Below are 21,589 nucleotides of genomic sequence, written 5' to 3'. Positions count from 1 at the left end.
CCGCGCTCAACTATGATCAAGGGGACGGACGGCGGATCCTGCAACCCGGCCGCACCCGAACCGCACCCGTGCCGCACCCGTGCCGACCAAGCCTGGGACAGTTCATTTCCCAGTGCTTGGAGTTGCGCGTGTCGGACGGCGAGTTTCACGGCTACATCGCCCTGTTGATCTTCAGCGGCCTCGTGCTGTCCCTGCTGGCCGTCCGGGGGTTCGGCCAGACGGTCGGGGCGCGTCTGTTGGACGGCCTGTTCAGCCTCGGGTTTCTCGGGTACGCCGCGTATCTGATCATCGCGGATCCGATGGAGTTCACGGTCTTCTACTACGCGTTCGCGGCGCCGGTCTTCGCGGTCATCCACGTCTGGCGCTCGCGCGCGGCGACCCGGGCCAGCGCCCCGGCACCGTCCGAGGCGGCGAGCGCCGTCGGGTACGGCGCGGCGTTCGCGCCACCCGGCCCGGCCGATCACGGGTACGCGGCCCATCCCGCCACGCCGTCGGCCGGATTCGCCCAGCCCGGATTGGCCCAGCCCGGATTCGCCCAGCCCGGGTTCGCCCAGCCCGGGTTCGACCAGGTCGGCGCGGCGCAGGAGGCGCCGGTCCCCAACGCCTCCCCGGGGCAGTTCGCAGACCAGTACGCCTCGTACCACGACCTGCCGTCAGGGCTGGGCGGCTCGGCGTTCCCGGCGTACCCGGAGCACTCCGGTCATCCCGGTCCCGCACCCGCGCCCTACCCGCCCGTCGACCCCGTCGGGTACGCCCAGCCGGCCTACGACGGACAGGGAGCGCCGGCGGCGTACCCGAATCAGGACTACCCGCCGCAGTACCCGGACCAGGTCGGCGGCCGCCATGCCGCGCCCGAGGAGCCGTCGTCGCCCGGCCAGTGGACCACCTACGGTCACTGACCGGCGTGCACGACGCGGGGGTCGCCACCGTGGTGGCGACCCCCGCGGTCGTCAGGCGTCAGCGCAGTGCCGGTTCGGCCACCGGGACGTCCTCCGCGTCGCCGTGGTCGAGCTGCTGCAACAGCTTCTCGCCCTCGACGTCCACGTCGGGCAGTGCTCGGTCCAGCCACCGGGGCAACCACCAGGCGGCCCGCCCGAGCAGCGCCATGACGGCCGGGACGATGATCATCCGGACCACGATGGCGTCGAAGAACACGGCGATGCCGAGGCCGAAGCCGATCGACTTGATGATGGCCTCCGGGCCGAGCATGAACCCGAAGAACACGCTCATCATGATCAGCGCGGCGGCGGTGACGACCCGGGCGCCGTGGCTGAAGCCGCTGACCACGGCCTGCTTCGGCGCGCTGCCGTGGACGTGCTCCTCCCGCATGCGGGTGACCAGGAAGACCTGGTAGTCCATGGCGAGGCCGAACACGATCCCGATCAGGAAGATCGGCAGGAAGCTGATGACCGGCCCGGTGTGGTCGACCCCCAGCAGGTCGGCCAGCCAGCCCCACTGGAACACCGCGACGACCGCGCCGAAAGTGGCCGCGACGCTGAGCAGGAACCCGAGAGTGGCCTTCAACGGCACCAGCAGCGACCGGAACACCAGCGTGAGCAGGACGAACGCCAGCCCGATCACCAGCGCGAGGTACGGCGGCAGCGCGTCCGCGAGCTTGGTGGAGACGTCGAGGTTGATCGCGGTGGTGCCGGTGACACCGAGGTACGCGCCGGTGACCGTGCCATCGAGGCGCCGGATGGCCCGCACCAGGTCCTGCGTGGAGGCGGCGTCCGGTCCGGCGGTCGGGATCACGGTGAGGATGGCGGTGTCCCCGGCCGGGTTGGGCACCGCGGGGGTGACCACGGCGACGTTGTCCATGCCGCGGATGCGCCCGGCGACCTGATCGGCGGCGGCCTTGACGGAGGAGTTCGGGGTGTCCACCACCACCATCAGCGGGGCGTTGAAACCCGCACCGAAACCGGCCGCCAGCAGGTCGTACGCCTTGCGCTGGGTGCTGTCCGGCGCGGCCGTGCCGTCGCTGGGCATGCCCAGCCGCAGATCCAGGGCCGGAATGGCGACGACGCCGAGGCCGAGCACGGCGGCCAGCAGCGCCACGACCGGTCGCCGGACGATCGCCCGTGCCCAGCGGACCCCCAGGGTCGGCTTGTCGCTGTCGCCCTCAGGGTCGTGCTCCTTCAGGCCGGGGATGTGCCCGGCGGTGATCCGCCGTCCGGCGAAGGCCAGCAGCGCGGGCAGCAGCGTGAGGGCGATGAGTACGGAGATGGCGACCGTGCCCGCCGCGGCGAGCCCCATCTGGGTGAGGAACGGGATGCCGACCACGGCCAGCCCGGCGAGGGCGATCACGACGGTGAGCCCGGCGAAGACCACCGCGGAACCGGCGGTGCCGACCGCCCGGCCGACGGCCTCCTGCGGGTCGCGCCCGACCGCCAGTTCGTGCCGGTAGCGGGAGACGATGAACAGCGCGTAGTCGATGGCGACGCCCAGGCCGAGCATCATCGCCAGGGTCGAGGTGTTGCCGGACAGGTCGGCGAAGTGGGTCGCCACCGAGATGGCCCCGACCCCGATGCCGATACCGATGATGCCGGTGAGCAGCGGCAGCCCGGCCGCCACGAGCGAGCCGAAGGTGACCACGAGGACGATGGCGGCCACGACCAGGCCGATGACCTCGGAGGCGCTGCCGCCCGGCTGGTGCTGTACCGCGTCGCCGCCGGTCTCGACGGTCAGCCCAGCAGCGCGGGCACCGTCGACCGCCTTGGTCAGGGCGTCGCGGGCGCCGTCGCTCAGTTCCGGGGCCTGCACGGTGTAGGTGGCCTGGGCGTACCCGACCGTGCCGGCCTGGTTGACCGCCCGGGTCTGGAAGGGATCGGTCACGGAGGCCACCTGCGGGGCCGTCTTCAGCGCGGCGACCGCCCGTTCGATGACGGCCTTGTTGCCCGGCTCGGCCAGGGTGTGCCCGGCGGGGGCGGCGAAGACGATCCGGGCGGTCGCGCCACCGGCACCGGCCTGGGGGAACCGGTCGTGCAGCACGTCGATGGCCTGCTGCGCCGGGGTGCCGGGGATGCTGAACGCGTCCGACGTCGGCTTCGCCAGGGTGGCCGCGCCGATGAGGGTCGCGGCGAGCACGGCCAGCCACGCCAGCGTGATCAGCCAGCGCTGTCGGAACGAGAACCGGCCCAGCCGGTACAGCAGGGAAGCCATTACGATCTCCTGTTCGCAGGGCAAGGGGTACCGTCCGCCCGCCCCGGTCGGGCGGACGGCTCGAAGGAATCCGGGGTCAGGCGGCCGGTTCGGCGGCGCCCATGGGCAGGCCGGCGCGCAGTCGCGCCAGGCAGTCACGGATCAGCTCGGGCAGTGTCCGGTCGATGGCACCGCTGATCCACAGGTCGATGGAGGTGCTGATGGCGGCGCAGACGGCGGCGGCCAGCAGGCGGGGCCCCGGGTCGGCGTCGAGGTCGGTGGCGGTGCGTTCGGCGAAGATCGCGGCCATCTGGATCGCGGCGTCCTGGAACACGACGAGGTTCTGCGCCAGCATGGCGGGGTTGCGCCGGATCTCCTCGGCCAGCACGGCGAAGCTGTCGCGGTCACCGACGATCTCGGTGACCCCCTGCGGCAGTATCTGTTCCAGGCCGTCCCACAACGCTTCGTCGGCGGGGCGCCCGCGCAGCTTGTCGAGCAGCGCGAGGTGCCGCTGCAGGAGTTCGCCGAGGATCGCCTCCTCCCGGCTGGCGAAGTAGTTGCGGAAGGTGCGCGGTGAGACGTCGGCGGCCGCGGCGATCGCCTCGGGGGTGACGGAGCTGAGCCCGGCGGTGATCATCAGCGACCAGGCCGCGTGGCTGAGCGCCGCGCGGGTCGCCGCCTTCTTGCGCTCGCGCAGCCCTGCCGGTGAGGTCATGCCCCTACCATCGGCGAATCTTGCCGGGCTGGCAAGTTTTCCGGGTGGGCAAGAAAGTGGCGATGTTCATACGGGACCGGACGGAGAACGGGCGGATCAGCCCCTGAGCAGGCCGACCGTCGCGGCGGCGGCCATCCCGACGCCGACCGCGAGGATGATCACGGCGGTGGTCGCGGGCATCCGGTGCAGCAGCAGCCGGTTCCAGCGGTGCGCCCGTGCGCGATGCAGCCGCTCACCCCACCGGGCCAGCGCGAACCCGATGCCGGTCAGGGTCGCGGCCAGCCCGATGCCGTAGGCCAGCACGACCAGCACCCCGTACCACGCGCGGCCCAGGGCGGCGGCGCCCAGCAGCACGACCACGGCCGACGGGCTGGGGGACAGGCCGCCGGCGAAACCCATGACCAACAGGGTCCGTACGCGCAGCGGCTCATCGGGCGCAGGCACGTAGTGGGTGTGGGTCCGCCCGCCGTGGGAGTGCGACAACGGCCGTACCGTGCCGGTCGCCGGTGGATCCACCGCATTCTTGGCGAGTTCGGGTCGGTTCCTCACCCGACCTCTCCAAGAACGCTGGTCGGGTGAGTGGGTGTGCCCCGCCACCACCAGCTCACCGTCGTGATGGTGAGCGTGATCACTGCCGTCGTGACCGTGTACGTGATCGCCGCTGCCGAGGTGGCGGTGATCGTCGTGGTCGTGGTCGTGGCTATGACTGTGGTCGTCGTCGTGGTCGGGGTGGCGGTGGTCGGGGAGGTGGGCGGTGGCCCGGCGGCGGCGGGCGCGGGTCAGCATCTGGGCGCCGACCAGGGCGACCACGACGCCGCTGACCAGGCGTAGCCACTCGTACATGGCGTCGGGGGCGAGCTGGAGGGAGGTCGCCAGCACGATGCCGAGGGTGAGCACGCCGATGGTGTGGGTGGCGGCCACCGACACCGCGACCGTCAGCGCATGCACCAGCCGCCCCCGGGCGCCGACCAGGTAGGCCGCCATGATCGTCTTGCCGTGTCCGGGCGCGACCGCGTGGGCGCCACCGAGGACCACCGCGATGAGGAAGCCCAGAACTCCCACTCCGACCGTCAGCTGCGGCCGTCCGATCAGGTCGGCGAACCACGAGGTGAACCGGTCGACGCCGCGAGCTGGCGTACCCGGATCACCCGCGGCCGTGAACGGGGCGGGCGGCGCGGCCGGGCCGCCGGGCCGCACCGTCAGCGCGGCGGCCCGCACGTCGGAGGTGGGCGCTCCCGCCGGATACGCCGTGAGCCGCGCGCTGGCACTGTCCGCGGGCACGTCCGAGGCGAGCAGCGTGTACCGGTCGCCGACGGCCGTGATCTCCCGCCACCCCACGCGGTCGGCGAACAGTGCCGCCCGGTAGCCGATCGTGGCCTGCCCGGTGATCCGCGCGTCGGCGTGCAGCACGCACTGCAGGCGCAGGGTGGTCAGGCCGCCGGCGCCGGGCGGGAAGCTCACCCCGGCCGGGCGGCCCCGCAGCGGCCGGGGCTGACCGTCGACGGTGAGGGTGGCCGCCCCGGCCGCCGCGGCGCAGGTGCGTTCGGCGTAGGCGTCGCGTTCGGCGGGGGAGGCGGTGCCGTCGGAATCGGCGTCGACCTCCTCGTGCCACGCCTGGTATGCGGGCAGCTCGGCGAGGTCCAGCACGTAGTCCACATCGACCCCGGCGGCGTTCACCCGCAGCCCGGCGTACTGATTGGTGGTGAAGTTGCCGAGCGGGTGTGCCTGGGCGGGCGCGGGAAGCAGCAGCGCGCCGGCGAGGCCGAGCACGGCGAGGCAGAGCAGCCGGCGGATCACGCGCGACCTCCGAGGGTGGTCAGGGCCTGACGCGCCGCCGGACCGTAGCGCAGCGAGAAGTACGGGTTGATCGCCAGCGCCCGCCGCAGATCGGCGCGGGCACCGTCCCGGTCGTGCAGGGCGAGGCGGATCATGCCCCGGTAGTAGTGGGCCTTCGCGTCGCGGGTGCCCAGGCGCAGTCCCCGGTTCGCGTGGGCGAGGGCCTCGCGGTCGCGTCCGGCGGCGTGCAGGGCCCAGGCGTACGCGGTCTCCACGCTGACGCTGGGCCGGGCCGCCAGCAGCGCCCGCCCCTTGGCGACCGCGTCGGCCGCCGCGCCGTGATCGGCGTAGAAGAGCACCAGGTCGATGTCGGTGCTGGCCGGGGTGACTCCGGGCAGCCGGGCGCCGACGCGCACGAGCTCGTCGGTACGGGCGGCCGCCGCCCGGTCCCCGGCGGCGCTCAGCACCTCCGACTGGGTGACGAGATGGTCCACGGTGGGCAGCGCGGCGGTCGCGGCCCGCAGGTCGGTGAGCGCGCCCGCCAGGTCGCCCCGGGCGGCGGCGACCCTGGCGCGGCCGGCCAGCAGGGCCGGTTGACCCGGGGTACGGGCGAGCCCTTCGCCGAAGCGGGCCGCGGCGGTGGTGAGGTCACCGGCGTTGAAGGCGAGTTCCCCGAGGTGCAGCAGTGCGAAGGTGATGTCGCCGGGGCCGGTCGCGACGTCCAGCGCCTGCCGCATGAGCCGGGTCGCGCGGGCGGTGTCACCGTGCAGCTCGAACAGGTACGACGCCCGGGCGAACGAGCCGGTGTCGGGGCGCAGGTCGAGCATCCGCTGCACGGCGGCGGTGGCCTCGCGATAGCGGCCGAGTTCCACGTACGCGTCGGTGAGCACGCCGTACGCGTCGGCGGAGTAGCGGTCGGCGGCCACGGCGCCGCGGGCGTGGCGCAGCGCGCCGCGGAAGTCGTGCTGGGCGGCGGCCAGCGCGCCGAGTCCGGTCAGCGCCGCCGCGTTGTCCGTAGGCCGGACCCGCAGCGAACGGCGCAGCGCGGCCGCGGCGGCCGGGTAGTGCGCGGGGTCGTAGCTCAGCCGGGCGAGCTGCACGTGGGCCATGCCCAGCTGCGCCCAGCTCTGCCAGTCGCCGGGCACCTGCCTCAGGTGGGCGGTGGTCCGCGCGACGTACGCGTCGAGGTCGTGGGTCGCGGCTGCCGGCGCCGCCGCGTCGGCGGGCCGCCCGGGTTCGCCGGTGCGGGTGGGTCCGAGTACGACTCCCGCGCTCATCAGGGCCGCCACGGCCAGCAGGCTGACCAGCACCCAGCGCATCGTCCATCGTCCGCGCATCGCGCAGGGTCCTTTCCGCCGGGCCGCTACCCGAACACACGCGACGTTTAAGCACATTCGGGCCTAAATCACCATTAAACCGCCCAAAGCGCCTATACAGTAACTATCAACTCATCAGGGCGGCGGCGTACGCGCCGTCCGTCTTATCCACAAAATCAGGAGAACGATGAAACTCGTGCCCACGGGCCGTCGCGGCCTCATGGCCGCGGCCGCCATCGGCGTGTCGGCGGCGTGCGTCGCAGCGCTCGCTCCGGTCCAGAGCATCGCCTCGTCGCACCGCGAGGCGCCGCTGATCGCGGGGCTGCCCGCGCTCGACAACACCGACCTGTACGCCTTCGTCAGCCCGGACGCCCCCAACACCGTCACGATGGTGGCGAACTGGCAGCCGTTCGAGGAGCCCAACGGGGGACCGAACTTCTATCCCTTCGCGGAGTACACCGCGCATGACATCAACATCGACAACAACGGCGACGCCAAGCCGGACATCGTCTACCGCTGGACGTTCACCACCACGTACCAGAACACCAATACGTTCCTCTACAACACCGGCCCGGTCACCTCCCTGACCGACCCGGACCTGAACGTCCGGCAGTACTACAAGCTGGAGCGCATCACCAAGTCGGGCAAGCAGACGCTGCTGTCCAAGGCCCCGGTCGCGCCCTCGTTCGTCGGGCCCGCCTCCATGCCCAACTACCCGGCGCTGTCCAACGCGGCCATCACCTCGTACTCGTACGGCGGCGGCGGGAAGTCCTTCGCCGGCCAGGCCGACGACCCGTTCTTCCTCGACCTGCGGGTCTTCGACCTGCTGTACGGCGGCAACCTGACCGAGGTCGGCCAGGACACCCTCAAGGGCTACAACGTCAACACGATCGCCCTGCAGGTGCCCAAGACGGACCTGGCACTCAAGGGCAACCCGACCCGCAACCCGGTCGTCGGCATCTGGACCACGACGGCGCGGGCCAGCTTCGACATGAAGACCGGCAAGCCGCACGGCAAGTACCAGCAGGTGTCGCGCCTGGGCATGCCGCTGGTCAACGAGGTCGTCATTCCGGTCGGACGCAAGAACGAGTTCAACGCCACGACCCCGGACAAGGACGCCAAGTTCCTCAAGTACGTCACCAGCCCCGAGGTCCCCAAGCTGATCAAGGCGATCTACGGCATCCCGGCCCCGGCCGAGCCGCGCAAGGACCTCGTCGAGGTGTTCCTGACCGGCGTGTGCAAGGCGTGCGGCCCGGTGCAGGCGGACCTCAACTCGCAACTGCTCAACAAGGACGCCAAGAAGTTCACCCCGAGCGAGCAGCTGCGCCTCAACCTGGGCGTGGCACCCTCGGTCAGCCCGAACCGGCTCGGCGTGCTCGGCGGCGACTTCGCCGGCTTCCCGAACGGCCGCCGGCTCGCGGACGACATCGTGGACGTCACGCTGCGGGCGGCCGAGGGCGCGCTGCTGCCGGGTCACCCGGCCGTCGTGGACACGCTGGGCGACGCGGTGAACGTGAACGACCACCCGTTCCGCACGGAGTTCCCGTACGTCGCACTGCCCAACACGGTCGCGGTCAACCAGTCCTGACCCGCTGAGTGCGCTGCCCCCGCCGGCGTCCGGCCGGCGGGGGCAGTGGTGGGGCGCGATGTGGATGGTCTGATGGCGCCTACATGCAGGAGTAGGAGTTCGGTGTCCCCGGTGCGTCGGCGCGGCGGGGATTGTGCCAGTCACCCTGAACGGCACCGAGGATCGCCTGGAGGTTCTGGTCGTAGGCGGCGGCGAAACCGTCGTCACGGGCGAGGAACTCGTTGATGACGTCGGTCAGGGCCGCGCAGACCCGGGGATGGTTGTTGCGCAGGGCGACCCCGTAGCGCTGCAGGTCGCTGCTGCGCAGCGGGTCTCCGCCCGGCGGCGGCCCCGGGTCGAGGACGTAGCCGCGCACGTCGACGTCGCGCGGCAGGTAGTCGTTCCCGTCGAGGATGTTCAGGTTGGTGTCGGCGGCACGCAGGATGCTCCAGTCGGTGGCGACGAAGGTCGTCTTGTCGTCCCTGCGGCGGAGCTTGTCGATGCACTCGACCGTGGTCTGCTCGGTGTCCACGATCGCGAACTTGCGCCCCAGGTACTGCCGGCGGAACTGGCCCGCCGCGCCGACACCGGTGGTTCCCTCCGCCTGGCACAGCTTGGCCTCGTCCGGGGGCACGCCGGCCTTCGCGGCGTTCATCCACACCCCGGTCGTGTCGATGAAGTACGGCCCGGCCATGTCCACCCGCTGCGCGCGGGGCTCGTTGATCGTGAACGTCGCGATGATCAGGTCGACCTCACCCTGCTCCAGCATCTGCACCCGGTCGTGACCGAAGACCGGCACGGCCTCCCACGTGGTGTGGAACCTCGCGGCGATGAAGTCCGCGAGCGCGCTGTCGAAGCCGTTGCTCGACCCGCCCCGGCTCCAGCCGTCGAGGGATCCCGTCGTGACGCCGATCCGCAACGGCCTGCCGAGATACCGCTGCGGGTCGTCGTCCGTTTGCGTGCGCCACGGCGCCAGAACCGCCAGCGTCCCCATGCCGATGATCGCCAGCAGGCAGAGGCTCCCGTTGACGATGAGCCTGCGCTGCGAGACGCCGTCCGTACGGATCGGATTGCCCAGCAGGAAGCCCACGACCGCCGTCACCACCGGGACCAGCCAGGTCAGGATGCCGCCGCCGTCGGAGGAGGTGAGGTGGAACCGGATCCCGAACAGGATCCCCGCGACGGTGAGTGACAGCCAGAAGGCCCTCTGTAGATACTTCGTCCCCGTTTCACCTAAAGCCACGACCGGCCATCGTAGGGACGCTCAGACGATCCAGACGCACACTCTGTGCGGCATTACCCAAGTCGGTGGATCGTGTCGGGGGCTACCGGTCCGCATAGTCCGAGTGCGGGATCGCGCGAGTCCAAAGATCGTCCCGTACGCGGACACATCGCTGCACGATCGCCGGATCCCGGGTCTCCGCTCCGCCGCAGAACGCTCCGTCGGGAGTGAAGACCGTGAAGACGACACGGCTGCGGTCGAACAGCCAGAAGTCGTCGGCGGTGATGTCCGACCCATCCAGACGGTCGCGTGGCAGCCAGCGGATGTCCTCCCCGGCCGCGATGTTGAGTGGTGCGACAGTCAGTCCCCACCGGGTGTAGTCGACGTGTGGCACGGAGACGACGCGGACCCGCTCCACCGACCTGCCCGACTTCGTGGTCTCCCGGACCAGGTCCAGCCAGGCCCGATGCCAGGCGAAGTCATCCGGTTCCCCGGCCAGGAACTTCCGGAACGGTTCGGACTCCTCTGGGGTGTCGTACGTGTCGTCGACCTCGAGGTGGAATGCGGTGTGCTCGAACCTCCGGAAGAGGTCCTCGAACAACGGGCCCTGCAGTAGGCGCACCCGGCACTCCTTTCGTCGCGCTCGACTTCGGTGCCCGGTCGGTGACGTACAGCTTGGGGCAGCGGCGGCCCGTCGGCAATCCGGCAGACACCCCCTGGCTACCGGTATACCTTCGTAGCCGTTATATTGCTCGGGTGACTTCTCCGTTGCGTGAACCGACGTTTCTCATCCTCACCGCGCTGGCCGACGCGCCACTGCACGGCTACGGCGTGATCGCCGAGGTCGACCGGCTCTCCGAGGGCCGGGTCAGCCTCCGCCCCGGCACCCTGTACGGAGCCCTCGACCGGCTGGCCGACGACGGCCTCGTCGTCTCCGACCGCGAGGAGGTGGTCGACGGCCGGCTCCGCCGCTACTACCGGCTCACCCCCGACGGCGAGAACGCCCTGCGCGCCGAGACCGAACGCATGCGCCGCCACGTCGAAGCGGCCAGCGCCCGCCTGAGCCGGCGCAAGGGCACCGCCTTCGCCTTCGCCGCCGATCCGTTCGGCCTCAGCCGACTCGTCCGGGAGGTGTGGGCGTGAGCACCGACGAGACCCTGGCCCGGGCGTACCGGCGCCTGCTGTTCGCCTACCCGCGCCGCTACCGCAGGGATCGCGAGCGCGAGCTGATCGACACCTATCTGGAGGCCGGGAGCGACCGGCGCCGTCCCAGTGCCGGCGACGCCGCCGACCTGTTCCTCGGCGGGGTGCGGCAGCGGCTGCGCGCGGCCGGGCTGTCGGGTGTGGTGGACGGCCTGCCGATCGCGGCGGTGCTGGCCCTGGCCACGGCGGCCGCCATCTCGGTCCACTTCCTGCTGTCCTTCGAGAGCGCCACCCCGGGCAGCCTGTGGCGGGTCCGGCCGTTCACCAGCCTGGCCGGGCTGGTCTACGTCGGGTGGCTGCTCACCGCGCTGACCGCCGTGGTGTGGCCGGGCCGTCCGGCCCGCCTCGCCGCCGCCGGGACGTTCGGGCTGCTCGGCGCGGTGACGGTGGTGGCGGTGGCGCGGCCCCCCGCCGTGTCGTTGCCACCGTTCGTGCTGCTGCCGTTGCTGGTACTGGGCGCGCTGGCGATCGCTCAACCGGCGAACCCCTCGTGGTCGTTGCGGCTGGCGCCGGTCGGGGCCGCGGTGGCGACCCTCGCGGGCGTCGCCGCCACCGGCGGGCCGCACACCGCCCGGCTCGGGCCGTACCTGGAATGCTGCGACGGCCAGGGGCCCGTGGCGTCCGCGCTGCACCGGGCGGCGATGGGACTGCTCGTCGCGGCCCTGGCCGCCGCCGTCTGGTACGGGCGCCGCCGCGACCCGCGCGGAGCCTGGGCCCTGTTGCTGCTGGCCACCCCGGTCGTGGCGCTGGAGTCCATGTGGATGTACGACCTTGATCCGTTCCGCACCATCGCCTACTCGATGGTCGGCTCCAACCCGGTGCAGGTCGGTATCGCCGGGCTGCTGGCGGTCGCCTGCGCCGGGGTGCTGCTGCCGCTGCTGGTCGGCGGGCTCGTGCGGGTCGCCCGGGCGCGCCGCGCCGATGTCTCCGGGGACGTCGCGCACTGACGACGGGCCCCGCCTCGGCGGGCGGGTTCGCCCTCCCGCCCGCCGAGGCTTTCCCATCGCTGGCGCTCGCGTCGGCGTCGCGGGCGCCGGGTCCGTGCCGGCCGTTCGGCCGTGGTGCCGGGTGCCGCCCCGGACGGTCCCGAGTGGACCGGGGCGGGTTGATTCGGGCGGTCACGGTGCGGCCGGCGGGGTCCAGCCCGGTGCCACGTGGCCGATCCGTACGCGTTGCGGGTGGTCGCCGACCGCGACGCTGGCCACCCGCTGGCCGGTCGCGAAGCTGATCGCGCTGACCCGGTCGGCGCCGGACTCGGAGATCACGCAGTCCCGCCCGTCGCCGCTGACCGTCGCCCAGTACGGCTTGTCCGCCCCGACCAGCGGCCCGGGTGCCAGGGTGGCCCGGTCGACGATCGTGGCGTACTGATCCATGGTCCCGGCGACGCAGAGCTTGGTGCCGTCCGGGCTCATCGACAGCCCGTGGTGTCGTGAGTCGTTGACCCAGGTGGTGCGGTCCTCGTTGGTCGCGGGGTTCGTGGGCAGCTCCGCGACCCGGGTGATCCGGTCGCCGGCCACGTCGTACTCGACCACGCCGTGGAAGAACGACACCTGGAAGTACAGGGTGGACTCGTCCGGGGTGAAGACCGCGGGCCGGACGGCGTCGGAGAGGTCCTTCCGCCCGGCGGCGTCCAGGCGTGGCCGCATGTCGATCGTCCTGACCTGCCGGAACGTCCGGCCGTCCACGACGGTGACGTGCCGGTCGCCCTTCGTCCAGTCCCAGGCCGGGTCGTCCAGCGCGGTCTCGACGTTGCCGATGGACATGTTCCACAGGTACGCGCCGCCGCCGGTGTAGACGTTCTCGTGCGGCTTGTCGCCCGTGGTGAACGACCCGACCTGCCGCCCGGTGGTGATGTCCAGGACGTGCACGGTGTTGGTCAGCGACGCCGACACCGCGACCTGGGTGCCGTCGGGGGAGACGGCCATGTGGTCGGAGCGGAAGCCCGACACCGGGAACCGCCAGCGCAGCGCGCCGGTGGTCAGGTCGATCGAGGCGACGTCGGCGAAGCTGGGCCGCGACACCACCAGCGCGCTGCCGTCCGGCGTGGTGTACATGTCGTCGACGAGCTGGTCGTGTCCTTCCCCGGGTCCCTGCCGGATGCCCAGGTAGAAGGCCAGCTTGACGGGGTTGAGGTAGATCTCCCAGAGGCGCTGCTCGCGGTCCGGGACGGCGTTGACCCGGCCGAGTCTCGCGTACGTGCCGTGGGAGGCGATCACGTCGACGGTGCCGTCCCAGTTGTTGCCGACGAACATGACCTCCTGCGGCGGGGCCGCCGCGGACGCGGGCAGCGGTCCCGACATCAGCGCGGTCAGGACCAGGACTGCCAGGGCGGCGGTGCGCCGCGGGCGCCTGCGGTGAGCATTCATGGCAGCTCCTGAATGGACACGGATTCGACATTCCGTTGGGCGGCACCCGGTGTTACCTTCCGGTAACGAGAAGGAAACAACGGATCGGTGCCCATCCATAGGCTCCGGGCGCCAAGGCCCGGACCTGCCGTTGTGCGCGGGCCACAACGGCGCCCCCTGCGGAAAGCGGGATCGCGATGGCGATGAGACAGCGGGACGCGTCGATCCGTACGCTGCTCGACGACCTCGTCTCGGACGGCCGCATCCTCGACGAGATGGTCGAGGTGGCCCGGTCCCGCTCGCCGGAGGTGGCCCGGCTGCCGCACCTGGAGAGCCGCCGCCACATCCAGACCCTGCTCTCCACCGCCGTCACCGCCCTGGACCGGCTGGGGGAGCTGGGGGATCGGGACTTCGCCCAGGCCGCCCGGCTCGGCGCCGAGCGCGCCGCGCAGGGGGTTCCGATCGGCGCTCTGCTGTACGGCGTGCAGGCCTGCCGCTCACGCGCCCTGGAGATCGTGGTGAGCCACGGGCGCGCGGCCGGCATCCCGGACGAGGCGCTGCTGGAGGCCGTCCTCGACGTGGACCGGTACGCCGCCACCCTGGAACGGCACGTCATCGAGGGGTACCGGGCGGCGGAGCGGCGATTGGGCCGGGGGCACCGGGAGGCGCGCTCGCGGATGCTGCGCCGGTTGCTGCTCGGCGAGCACGGTGGGGTGCCACCGCACGAGCTGAACCGCTTCGGGTTGCGCGCGGACGGCCGGTACCACTGCGTCCTCGCGGAGCTCGGCGACGTGACCCGGATCAGTCCCGTGGAACAGTCGTTGTCCGCGCTCGGCGCGGTGGTCGGCACGGTGGACGGCCGGCTCGCCGCGCTGGCCCCGCGCCTGCCCCCGCCCATCGCGCTCGGCCGTACGGTCCCGGCGGTGGCGGCGCCCGCCCGCCCCCTCACGGAGATCCGCGCCGTGTACGGGCTGTGCGTCACCGCCCTGCGCACGGCCGTCCGGTGTGGCCTGGCCGGGCTGCACGACGTCGTCGACCTGGCCGCCGAGACGGCCCTGACGGCGCAACCGCTGCTGGCCGAGCTGCTGCGCGACGCGCTGCTGGACGCCCTGCGGCCCGGCGACGACTTCCACCGGGAACTGGTGGCGACCGCGCTCGGCTACCTGGATCACGGGCTGCGGCTGGATCAAACCGCGACGGCGCTGCACGTGCACCCGAACACGGTGCGCTACCGGCTGCGCCGGCTGCACGAGATCACCGGTATCCCGGCGCTGGGCGGGGAACCGGGGGAGCGGCCGGGCGTGCTGGAGACCACCCGCCTGTGGTGGGCGCTGCGGACCTGGCTGGGGCTGGCGCACCGACCGGATCGTACTGGCGAGTAAATAGATGCTTGACGATGCCTCGCGCGGCGGTCTAGCGTGCCGCGCTATGAGACGCAGTTCACTTTCCCGATCCAATCGCGACTGATGGAGGTGGGTTCCGCATGACGGCAACGGATCCGGTGCCGGGCGAGGGGTATACCCGCTGGCGCCGATTGGCGGCACTTCTCGGCCTCAGCGCCGCCGCCACGGCGGTCCTGCTCGCCATGGTCGCCAACGGAGCGGTGGCGGCGGGCTTCACGGTCTCCGGTCAGCAGTTCAAGGTGAGCGCCGACGAGCTCGTGGCCACCGGCTTCATTCAGTACGGCACGGTCGACGCGCGCGTCGAGCCGGGCGGTGACAACCAGATTCCCGAGCCGGTGGCGGTGTCCGCCATGAAAACCGCCACCCTGAAGAACCTGTGCCAGTCCGTCGTCACCGACCTCGGTGACTTCGGTTCCGTCTCGCTGAAGATCCGCGCCGGCACCGGCGGCGACCCGGCCACGGCGCGGGACATGGTCGTGGACATGAGCCAGCTCGACGGCAACGCGAACTTCACCAACATCGAGATCGGCCGGGACGCGTCCACTCTGGACAAGGGGCCGACCAACGACCCGGGCGAGCAGGCCCAGCGGCGCCAGGGCATGTTCAGCCAGCAGGCCGACACGGTCACCATCACCGACCTCAAGCAGGTCGCCTGGGCCACCGCCGCGGGGCAGTTCAACCTGCGCCACCTCTCCCTGCGGCTGCACTGGGGCCGTGACGAGTGCTTCTGAACCCTGACGCTTGCGTTCCCCGAACAAAGGAGTTCGAGATGGGTCGTTCCCCCACGTCCACTCTGCGCCGCGGGGCGGTCTTCGCCGCCGCGACGGTGATGGCCACCGCCGGCCTGACGGCGCTGTCCGCCGGGCCCGCCCTGGCCGCCACCGGGACCACGGTCAGCCCGGCCGGCCACGCGTTCAGCGCCGCGCTGGTGTCCGGCACCACGGTCACGTTCACGGTCGGCACGACGACCTCCACCTGCAACCAGTCCGGCAGCTCCGGGACCGTGCCGGCCGAACCGGCCAACAGCAACCCGGACGGGCCGGTCGTGAACACGCTGGCCCCGGCCAGCTTCTCGAACAACGGCGGCGCGTGCCCCACCAACGTGCCGTTCACCACCGCCCGCACGACCTCCAACTCGACCAACGGCGACTGGACGATCTCCCTGCAGTACGACCCAGCCGGTTCCGTGGGGACCATGACCATCCCGCAGGGCGGATCCATCACCCAGATCTCCGGGCTCGCATCGTGCACCGCCACGGTGGCGCCGGACGGGCCGGTCTCGATCAGCGGCGCCTGGGTCCCGGGCACCGACACGAGCCCGCCGGTTCTCGACCTCTCGGCCGGCGTGTCGCTGCCGGTCCGGGTGACCGGCGGCCTGGCCTGCCCGACCGGCGCGACCAGCGCGATCCTGAAGGCACGCTACGCGGTCACCGACACCACCGACCCGGCCCAGCAGATCACCGTCTCGGCCGGACTCGCCGAGCCGCCCCCGGCCGTGCGCTGACCGGGATCAGAGCGGTACGACGGGCTCGGCGGCCACCCGCGCGGCGGCCGCCGGGCCCAGGAACGGCACCAGCACCAGGTACGTCAGGTCGGGCAACCGATCCGGCAGCTCACCGACCCGGCCGGTGCAGACGTGGTCGTAGATGACCCCGTACACGCCCGCGACCGCCGCCTCGGTCACGCCGCGCGACACCGGGGGGCGACCCGCCCGGCGCGGCGCGTCGGCGAAGTACGCCAGGTACCCGTGCAGCATCTCGCGGCGACGGGTACGGGCCCGGGTGCCCGCCGCCAGCACCTCGACCACCGCCAGCGCGGTGAAGGCCGGTTCGGCCGCCAGCGTCCGCAGCAGGGTGTCCAGTCCCCGGTGGATGCGCCGGGGCCACGTCGCGGGCTGCGCGTACGCCGCGGCCACCGCCGTCTGCAGCAGCTCGGCGCCGATTTCGAAGGCGGCCAGGAAACACGCCTGCTTGTCCGCGAAGTGCTCGTAGAACGCCCGGGTGGACACCCCGGCGGCGGCGCACACGTCGCTCAGCGGTGCGGCGGTGTAGCCGCGTTCGGCCACCGTCCGGGCCATCGCGTCGATCAGCCGGTCACGCTGGGTACGGGCAACGAATTCGCGCGTCAGGTCGTGCCGTCCGCGCGGCAGCCGCCGCTCCGGCTCGGTCGCCGAGCGGGAGCCGGGGATGCGCGGGCGTTCTCGCGTCACGTCGGACACGGGGTCAGCCTAATGGTGATCTAGGGTGGGCGCGTGCGTGACATCGCGGTGTTCTCCGGCAGTGCCCATCCCGAGCTGGCGGCTCAGATCTGCGAGCAACTGGGGGTGCCGCTGCTACCGGCCAAGGTCTCCCGGTTCGCCAATGACTGCCTCGAGGTGCAGTTGCAGGGCAACTGCCGGGAGCGCGACGTGTTCCTCATCCAGCCGTTGGTGCCGCCCGTGCAGGAGAACCTCGTCGAGCTGCTGTTCATGCTGGACGCTGCCCGGGGCGCCTCGGCCGGTCGGATCACCGTGGTGCTGCCGCACTACGCGTACGCCCGCAGTGACAAGAAGGACGCCCCGCGCATCTCTATCGGCGGGCGCCTGGTCGCGGACCTGTTGCAGACCGCGGGTGCGGACCGCATCCTCGCGATGACCCTGCACTCGCCGCAGGTGCACGGCTTCTTCAGCGTGCCGGTGGACCACCTGCACGCGCTGCGCGAGCTGGCCCACCACTTCCGGGGGTACGACCTGAGCGACACCGTGGTGGTCTCGCCGGACCTGGGCAACGCCAAGGAGGCGGCGGCGTTCGCGCGGATGCTCGGCATCGAGGTGGCCGCGGGCGCCAAGCAGCGGTTCGCGGACGACCGGGTCGTGATCAGCTCGGTCATCGGTGAGGTCGCCGACCGGGACGTGATCGTCCTCGACGACGAGATCGCCAAGGGCAGCACGGTGTTCGAGCTGCTGAACCGGCTCCGGGAGCGGAATGTGCGCAGCGTCCGGGTGGCCTGTACACACGGGCTGTTCAGCGGTGACGCGATCGCCCGGCTGTCGGCCGAGAAGGAGATCAAGGAGATCGTCTGCACCAACACGGTGCCGATCGCGCCGGGCAAGGCCACGGAAAAGCTGACCGTGCTGTCGGTGGCGCCGGCGCTGGCCGAGGCGATGCGCCGGATCCACAACGGCGAATCGGTGAGCGCCCTGTTCGGGTGACCGGCCGGTGCGCGTCCACCCCCACGAACGAGGGGGGTGGCACGTGGTGACGGCTTTGTCGGGACTCCTACCCTTCGTGCGAACTCGGGCCGTGACGCTTGCGTACCAATAAGGACAAAAGCAAGATTCCGGAACGGTTAGGAAAGGCAGCCGGCCGGAAGGACACGACCTCAGGTGACCCAGGATCCCGCAAGCGGTGCCGCCCCGGCGGATGCCGACGATCCGTTCACCCTGGATCTGAGCGGCCGGTGCGTCGGCGGCTCGTACCAACTCCTCGAACCCATCGGGCAGGGGGCGACCGGCCAGGTGTGGCGCGGCGTCGACCGCGCCACCGGTGCGCCGGTGGCCGTCAAGGTCCTGTACGAGGGGCTGCTGCACCAGCCGAGGCTGGTCTCCCGCTTCGTGCAGGAACGCACCATCCTGCTGATGCTGCGACACCGCAACGTCGTCCGGGTGCGCGACCTGGTCAGCGTGGGGGAGACCCTGGCCCTGGTCATGGATCTGGTGCCGGGCGGCAGCCTGCGAGACCACCTGCGCGAGCACCGTACGGTGGCCCCGGGCGAGGCGGCACGGCTGACGGCCCAAATCGCCGGAGCCCTGGCGGAGGCGCACGAGCTCGGGGTGGTGCACCGTGACCTCAAGCCGGACAACATCCTGCTGGAGGTCGAGGACGGGCGGCTGCGTACGCGGCTGACCGACTTCGGCATCGCCCGGATGCTCGCCACCCCGAGCCTCACCATGCCGCACTCGGTCGTCGGCACCCCGCACTACATGGCCCCGGAGTCGTTCCAGAAGGTGCCCGCCAGCCCTGCGGCGGACGTGTACGCGCTCGGCGTGCTGCTCTACGAACTGCTCACCGGCCAGCCACCGTACGAGGGTGACTCGGTGCCCGAGCTGATGCGCCGGCATCTGGCGGGTCAGCCGGTGCGCCGCCCCGGCATCCCGGATCCACTGTGGGAGGTCATCCGGCGCTGCCTGCGACCGGAAGCCGGGTCGCGGCCGACCGCCGCCGCCCTCGCCGCCGAGCTGGAGGCCCAGGCCACAGCCGGTTTCACGGCACCCGTGCCGCCGGGCTTCTCGTCCCCGACCCAGACCCTGGCCAAGGCCGGGTTCGGTCTCGCCGGCAGTGCCGGGACCGGCCCGGAGAGCCCGCCCGGTCCGGCGGTGCCCACGCTGGTCGGCCCGGCGGTGCGGCCGTCCCGGTCGCGCCGCCCCGACCCGGCCGGGGACCGGCGCTGGGCCCGCCCGCTGGTGGCGGTCATGCTGGTGGCGGGCGGCGCCATGGTCGCCGCCGGCGCAGCCACGACCGCGTCGCGACTGGGCCGAGTGGACGACGCGATCGGCGGCACCGTGCTCGCGGGCCCGGACGCGGTGCTCCCGGCCCGGTCCCGCTCCGTGTCGCCGGTGCCGGGGCGGTCGGCCGCCGGCCACCCCGCCGGTGCGGCCACGCCTGCGCGGTCGGCGCCCGTGCGCCCGGCCCGCCGTCAGATCGAGGCCGCGGTCACCCGTACCGTGCCGGCACCGCCGCCCACCGCGAGTGTCCCGGGCCCCGCCGTGACCGGGCCGTCGTCTCGCCCAGCCACCCGGTCGCCCGAGGTGAAACAGTACGGACCGCCGCGGTGCGGGCAGGAGGTCAGGCCCGCCGGTGCGGGCCCGATCGTCGTGCAGGCCTGCTTCGCCCTCGGCGCCGACGTACGGGTGCGGGCCGACCTGACCGGTCCGGCCGGTGGGCGGGCGGGGATGGCGGTGTTCCTCCTCGACGCCGGCACCGGCCGCCCGGCCGGGAACGTGAAGGAGTGCCGCCGGGTGCGCGACGCCGATCCGGGGATCCGGCGGACCTGCGGGCCCACCGCGCTGAACCCGCCGCGCGGGCACCGGTACCAGGTCGTGGTGCGCTGGCAGTACCGCAGCCGCGGGACCGGCGAGGTCAGCGGCCGCAGCGTCAGCGACGTCTTCGCGTGGTGACGGAGCGACCCGCGCGCCGGGCGCGTTCGCGGGGGCGGGGCCGCGCGTTCTCGGGGAAACCACTGCCGGGCCGCCACACCTGGCCTTTGCTGAGGCGTACCGGCCGGGCGGGACGCCCGGCGACGAACCACGCGATCGCGCCGATCGGCGAGAACAGCAGGACCCACACCCCCCGGTTCAGTGCTCCGGGCGCCCCGCGATGCGGCGTGGTGACGGCCCGGCGGCGTGGTGGCCGCCGCCGGGCCGCGTCGAGAGGGGTTCAGCTGAGCGCGTCGACCAGCCCGGGCAGGTAACCGTACGTGTAGCCCTGCTGGGTGGGGTGGAAGGAGTTGGTCGGCGGGATCACCGTGAGGCCGTTGATCCACGCGTTGCTGGCGCAGATCCCGTGACCGTCGAAGTGCGTTCGGACCTCGGCGTACGTGAAGCCGGCCGCACGGGCGCGGTCACGGATGATGTCGTTGAGGTCGTTGTCCCCCGCGTTGATCATCTCGCGCTTTGCGATGCTCAGGCCCGCGAAGCCGCAGTCCGCCGACGTGGTGTCGAACAGCACGGGGTACCCCAGCACGACGACCCGTGCGTTCGGCGCGTGCTTGCGGATGTCGCGGTAGGCCGTGTCGAGCTTGCCGGGAAGTACGTCGCGGACGTAGTCGTGCGCGATGTCGACGATCGCGGCACAGCCCTTGTCGGACGTGATGGTGCAGGACAGCACGACCGGCCCGAAGCCCGCGTCATTGCCGCCGATCGTGACGGTGACCAGGTCGGTCTTGTCGTTGAGGGCGCCTAGCTGGGTGAGCCGCATGGTGTCGATGGTGGCGCCGTAGCACGAGACATTCGTGTATGACTTGGGATGGTTCTGCGCGGCCCATTGTGTTGGGTAGGCCCAGGAGCCGCGCAGGCACAGCCCGTTCTGGTCCGGCGCGCCGGCGCCGGACGTGTAGGAGTCGCCGAGGGCGACGTAGTCGGTGTTCTCGTAGGTGGCCGCTGCCTGGGCGGGGGCGGCGGTCAGGGCGGTCATCAGGGTCGTGGTGACGAGGCAGGCCAGGACGGAAAGGCGTCTGCTCATCGGTTGGCCTCCGGATCCGCGATGGGAAGGGGGCCGAAGCGCTCCGGTTACCGCAGAGTAAGTCAAGAGCAGAGGTAAAGAAACACAGTGACATCTGTGTTACCTCGTAGTAACATCCGTCGATGCGACCTGCATCTATGCCATGCAGTGATGTTACGTGCGCGAATAGTGGTACCACTCTCACCGGCTCTTCAGCCGGCCTTCAGGGTGCCCACATATTCGTCCCTTAATTTCAGAACATGGATGCAGAGCGAGCCGCCCGGATCGTCGAGGCACTGCAAACCCGCAACGTTTTCGCGCATGTGAAATTGCCACATGCCGGCCTTACCCGGCACGGCATCCGCGTCGTGCTGACCGGCGGGCGTGAGGCGGTCTGGGACACCGACGGTACGGCCGGTCTGGAAGCCCAGGTCATGCGCGACGGCATGCTGGTCGGCTTCGTGCCCTCCATCCCGGGGTCGGAGAACTTCGGCGACGCCCAGATCGTCGAGGCCATCGCCACGGCGGACTACGACCGGGCGGGCGCGGCCAGCCGCCCGGCCACCCCGCGCGACCGCGTGGCGGCCGCGCCGCGTCCCGGCACGGTCTCGGCCCCGCCCAGCCCGCTCGGCCTTGCCGCGCGCCTCCGCAGGACTTTGCGCGACTGACCTCAGGGGTCGGTCCGACCGCGCGAGGGGTTCTCCCCG

The 21,589-nt window shown here is 72.1% G+C and carries 19 protein-coding genes; 10 read left to right on the top strand and 9 right to left on the bottom strand.

Annotated elements, in window-relative coordinates:
• The first annotated feature begins 128 nt into the window (after positions 1-128).
• Complete coding sequence (locus EV385_RS04535; RefSeq protein WP_130508313.1) at positions 129-899, top strand: hypothetical protein; 771 nt, start codon at positions 129-131, stop codon at positions 897-899.
• Between the two features lie 58 nt (positions 900-957).
• On the opposite strand, the gene EV385_RS04530 is transcribed toward EV385_RS04535, so the two are convergent.
• The 4 genes from EV385_RS04530 to EV385_RS04515 form a co-directional block, all read right to left on the bottom strand.
• Complete coding sequence (locus EV385_RS04530) at positions 958-3,159, bottom strand: MMPL family transporter (RefSeq protein WP_130508312.1); 2,202 nt, start codon at positions 3,157-3,159, stop codon at positions 958-960.
• 76 nt (positions 3,160-3,235) lie between these two features.
• A complete protein-coding gene (locus EV385_RS04525; RefSeq protein WP_242624699.1) occupies positions 3,236-3,853 on the bottom strand; it encodes a TetR/AcrR family transcriptional regulator in 618 nt (205 codons plus the stop codon).
• A 96-nt stretch (positions 3,854-3,949) separates the two neighbouring features.
• Positions 3,950-5,650: an urease accessory protein UreH domain-containing protein gene (locus tag EV385_RS35595; protein WP_130508311.1), complete on the bottom strand. Its 1,701-nt coding sequence runs from the start codon at positions 5,648-5,650 to the stop codon at positions 3,950-3,952.
• Positions 5,647-6,966: a tetratricopeptide repeat protein gene (locus tag EV385_RS04515; protein ID WP_165449387.1), complete on the bottom strand. Its 1,320-nt coding sequence runs from the start codon at positions 6,964-6,966 to the stop codon at positions 5,647-5,649. The genes EV385_RS35595 and EV385_RS04515 overlap by 4 nt, the downstream gene beginning before the upstream one ends.
• Before the next feature lie 166 nt (positions 6,967-7,132).
• Between EV385_RS04515 and EV385_RS04510 the strand changes: the two genes are divergently transcribed.
• On the top strand, positions 7,133-8,533 hold the full coding sequence (locus EV385_RS04510) for a DUF4331 domain-containing protein (RefSeq protein WP_130508309.1): 1,401 nt from the start codon (positions 7,133-7,135) through the stop codon (positions 8,531-8,533).
• 79 nt (positions 8,534-8,612) lie between these two features.
• Here the strand turns inward: EV385_RS04510 and EV385_RS04505 are convergent, their stop codons facing one another.
• Positions 8,613-9,755, bottom strand: a complete 1,143-nt coding sequence (locus EV385_RS04505; RefSeq protein ID WP_130508308.1) for a transporter substrate-binding domain-containing protein — start codon at positions 9,753-9,755, stop codon at positions 8,613-8,615.
• Positions 9,756-9,837: 82 nt separating this feature from the next.
• Positions 9,838-10,356: a DUF6879 family protein gene (locus EV385_RS04500; protein ID WP_130508307.1), complete on the bottom strand. Its 519-nt coding sequence runs from the start codon at positions 10,354-10,356 to the stop codon at positions 9,838-9,840.
• Between the two features lie 134 nt (positions 10,357-10,490).
• Between EV385_RS04500 and EV385_RS04495 the strand changes: the two genes are divergently transcribed.
• Positions 10,491-10,877, top strand: a complete 387-nt coding sequence (locus tag EV385_RS04495) for a PadR family transcriptional regulator (protein ID WP_130508306.1) — start codon at positions 10,491-10,493, stop codon at positions 10,875-10,877.
• The gene (locus EV385_RS04490) at positions 10,874-11,884 is read left to right on the top strand and encodes a hypothetical protein (protein ID WP_130508305.1); all 1,011 of its coding nucleotides are present in this window, start codon (positions 10,874-10,876) and stop codon (positions 11,882-11,884) included. Before EV385_RS04495 ends, EV385_RS04490 begins: the two co-directional genes overlap by 4 nt.
• A 171-nt stretch (positions 11,885-12,055) precedes the next feature.
• Here EV385_RS04490 and EV385_RS04485 read toward each other — a convergent pair whose 3' ends face one another.
• Positions 12,056-13,303: a YncE family protein gene (locus tag EV385_RS04485; RefSeq protein WP_130508304.1), complete on the bottom strand. Its 1,248-nt coding sequence runs from the start codon at positions 13,301-13,303 to the stop codon at positions 12,056-12,058.
• A 182-nt stretch (positions 13,304-13,485) separates the two neighbouring features.
• Between EV385_RS04485 and EV385_RS04480 the strand changes: the two genes are divergently transcribed.
• The 3 genes from EV385_RS04480 to EV385_RS04470 all read left to right on the top strand — a co-directional run bounded on the left by EV385_RS04480 (position 13,486) and on the right by EV385_RS04470 (position 16,189).
• Entirely contained in the window at positions 13,486-14,664 is a 1,179-nt protein-coding gene (locus EV385_RS04480) for an RsbRD N-terminal domain-containing protein (RefSeq protein WP_242624698.1), read from the top strand.
• A gap of 101 nt (positions 14,665-14,765) precedes the next feature.
• On the top strand, positions 14,766-15,416 hold the full coding sequence (locus EV385_RS04475; RefSeq protein ID WP_130508302.1) for a DUF6230 family protein: 651 nt from the start codon (positions 14,766-14,768) through the stop codon (positions 15,414-15,416).
• A gap of 38 nt (positions 15,417-15,454) precedes the next feature.
• Positions 15,455-16,189, top strand: coding sequence for a hypothetical protein (locus EV385_RS04470; protein WP_130508301.1), 735 nt, complete (start codon positions 15,455-15,457; stop codon positions 16,187-16,189).
• Between the two features lie 6 nt (positions 16,190-16,195).
• On the opposite strand, the gene EV385_RS04465 is transcribed toward EV385_RS04470, so the two are convergent.
• Positions 16,196-16,903, bottom strand: coding sequence for a TetR/AcrR family transcriptional regulator (locus tag EV385_RS04465; RefSeq protein WP_130508300.1), 708 nt, complete (start codon positions 16,901-16,903; stop codon positions 16,196-16,198).
• A gap of 33 nt (positions 16,904-16,936) precedes the next feature.
• Between EV385_RS04465 and EV385_RS04460 the strand changes: the two genes are divergently transcribed.
• Complete coding sequence (locus tag EV385_RS04460; protein ID WP_130508299.1) at positions 16,937-17,875, top strand: ribose-phosphate diphosphokinase; 939 nt, start codon at positions 16,937-16,939, stop codon at positions 17,873-17,875.
• A 174-nt stretch (positions 17,876-18,049) separates the two neighbouring features.
• Positions 18,050-19,840: a serine/threonine-protein kinase gene (locus EV385_RS34240; RefSeq protein ID WP_242624697.1), complete on the top strand. Its 1,791-nt coding sequence runs from the start codon at positions 18,050-18,052 to the stop codon at positions 19,838-19,840.
• Between the two features lie 259 nt (positions 19,841-20,099).
• Here the strand turns inward: EV385_RS34240 and EV385_RS04445 are convergent, their stop codons facing one another.
• Positions 20,100-20,903, bottom strand: a complete 804-nt coding sequence (locus EV385_RS04445; protein ID WP_130508297.1) for an SGNH/GDSL hydrolase family protein — start codon at positions 20,901-20,903, stop codon at positions 20,100-20,102.
• A 239-nt stretch (positions 20,904-21,142) separates the two neighbouring features.
• On the opposite strand from EV385_RS04445, the gene EV385_RS04440 reads away from it, so the two are divergent.
• Positions 21,143-21,550, top strand: coding sequence for a hypothetical protein (locus EV385_RS04440; RefSeq protein ID WP_207229745.1), 408 nt, complete (start codon positions 21,143-21,145; stop codon positions 21,548-21,550).
• The last annotated feature ends 39 nt before the right edge of the window (positions 21,551-21,589 follow it).

Origin of the sequence: Krasilnikovia cinnamomea, assembly GCF_004217545.1 — a bacterium.
Lineage (GTDB): Bacteria > Actinomycetota > Actinomycetes > Mycobacteriales > Micromonosporaceae > Actinoplanes > Actinoplanes cinnamomeus.
Note: the sequence above shows the minus strand (reverse complement) of the source record. Positions and strands in the feature narration are given on the sequence as shown.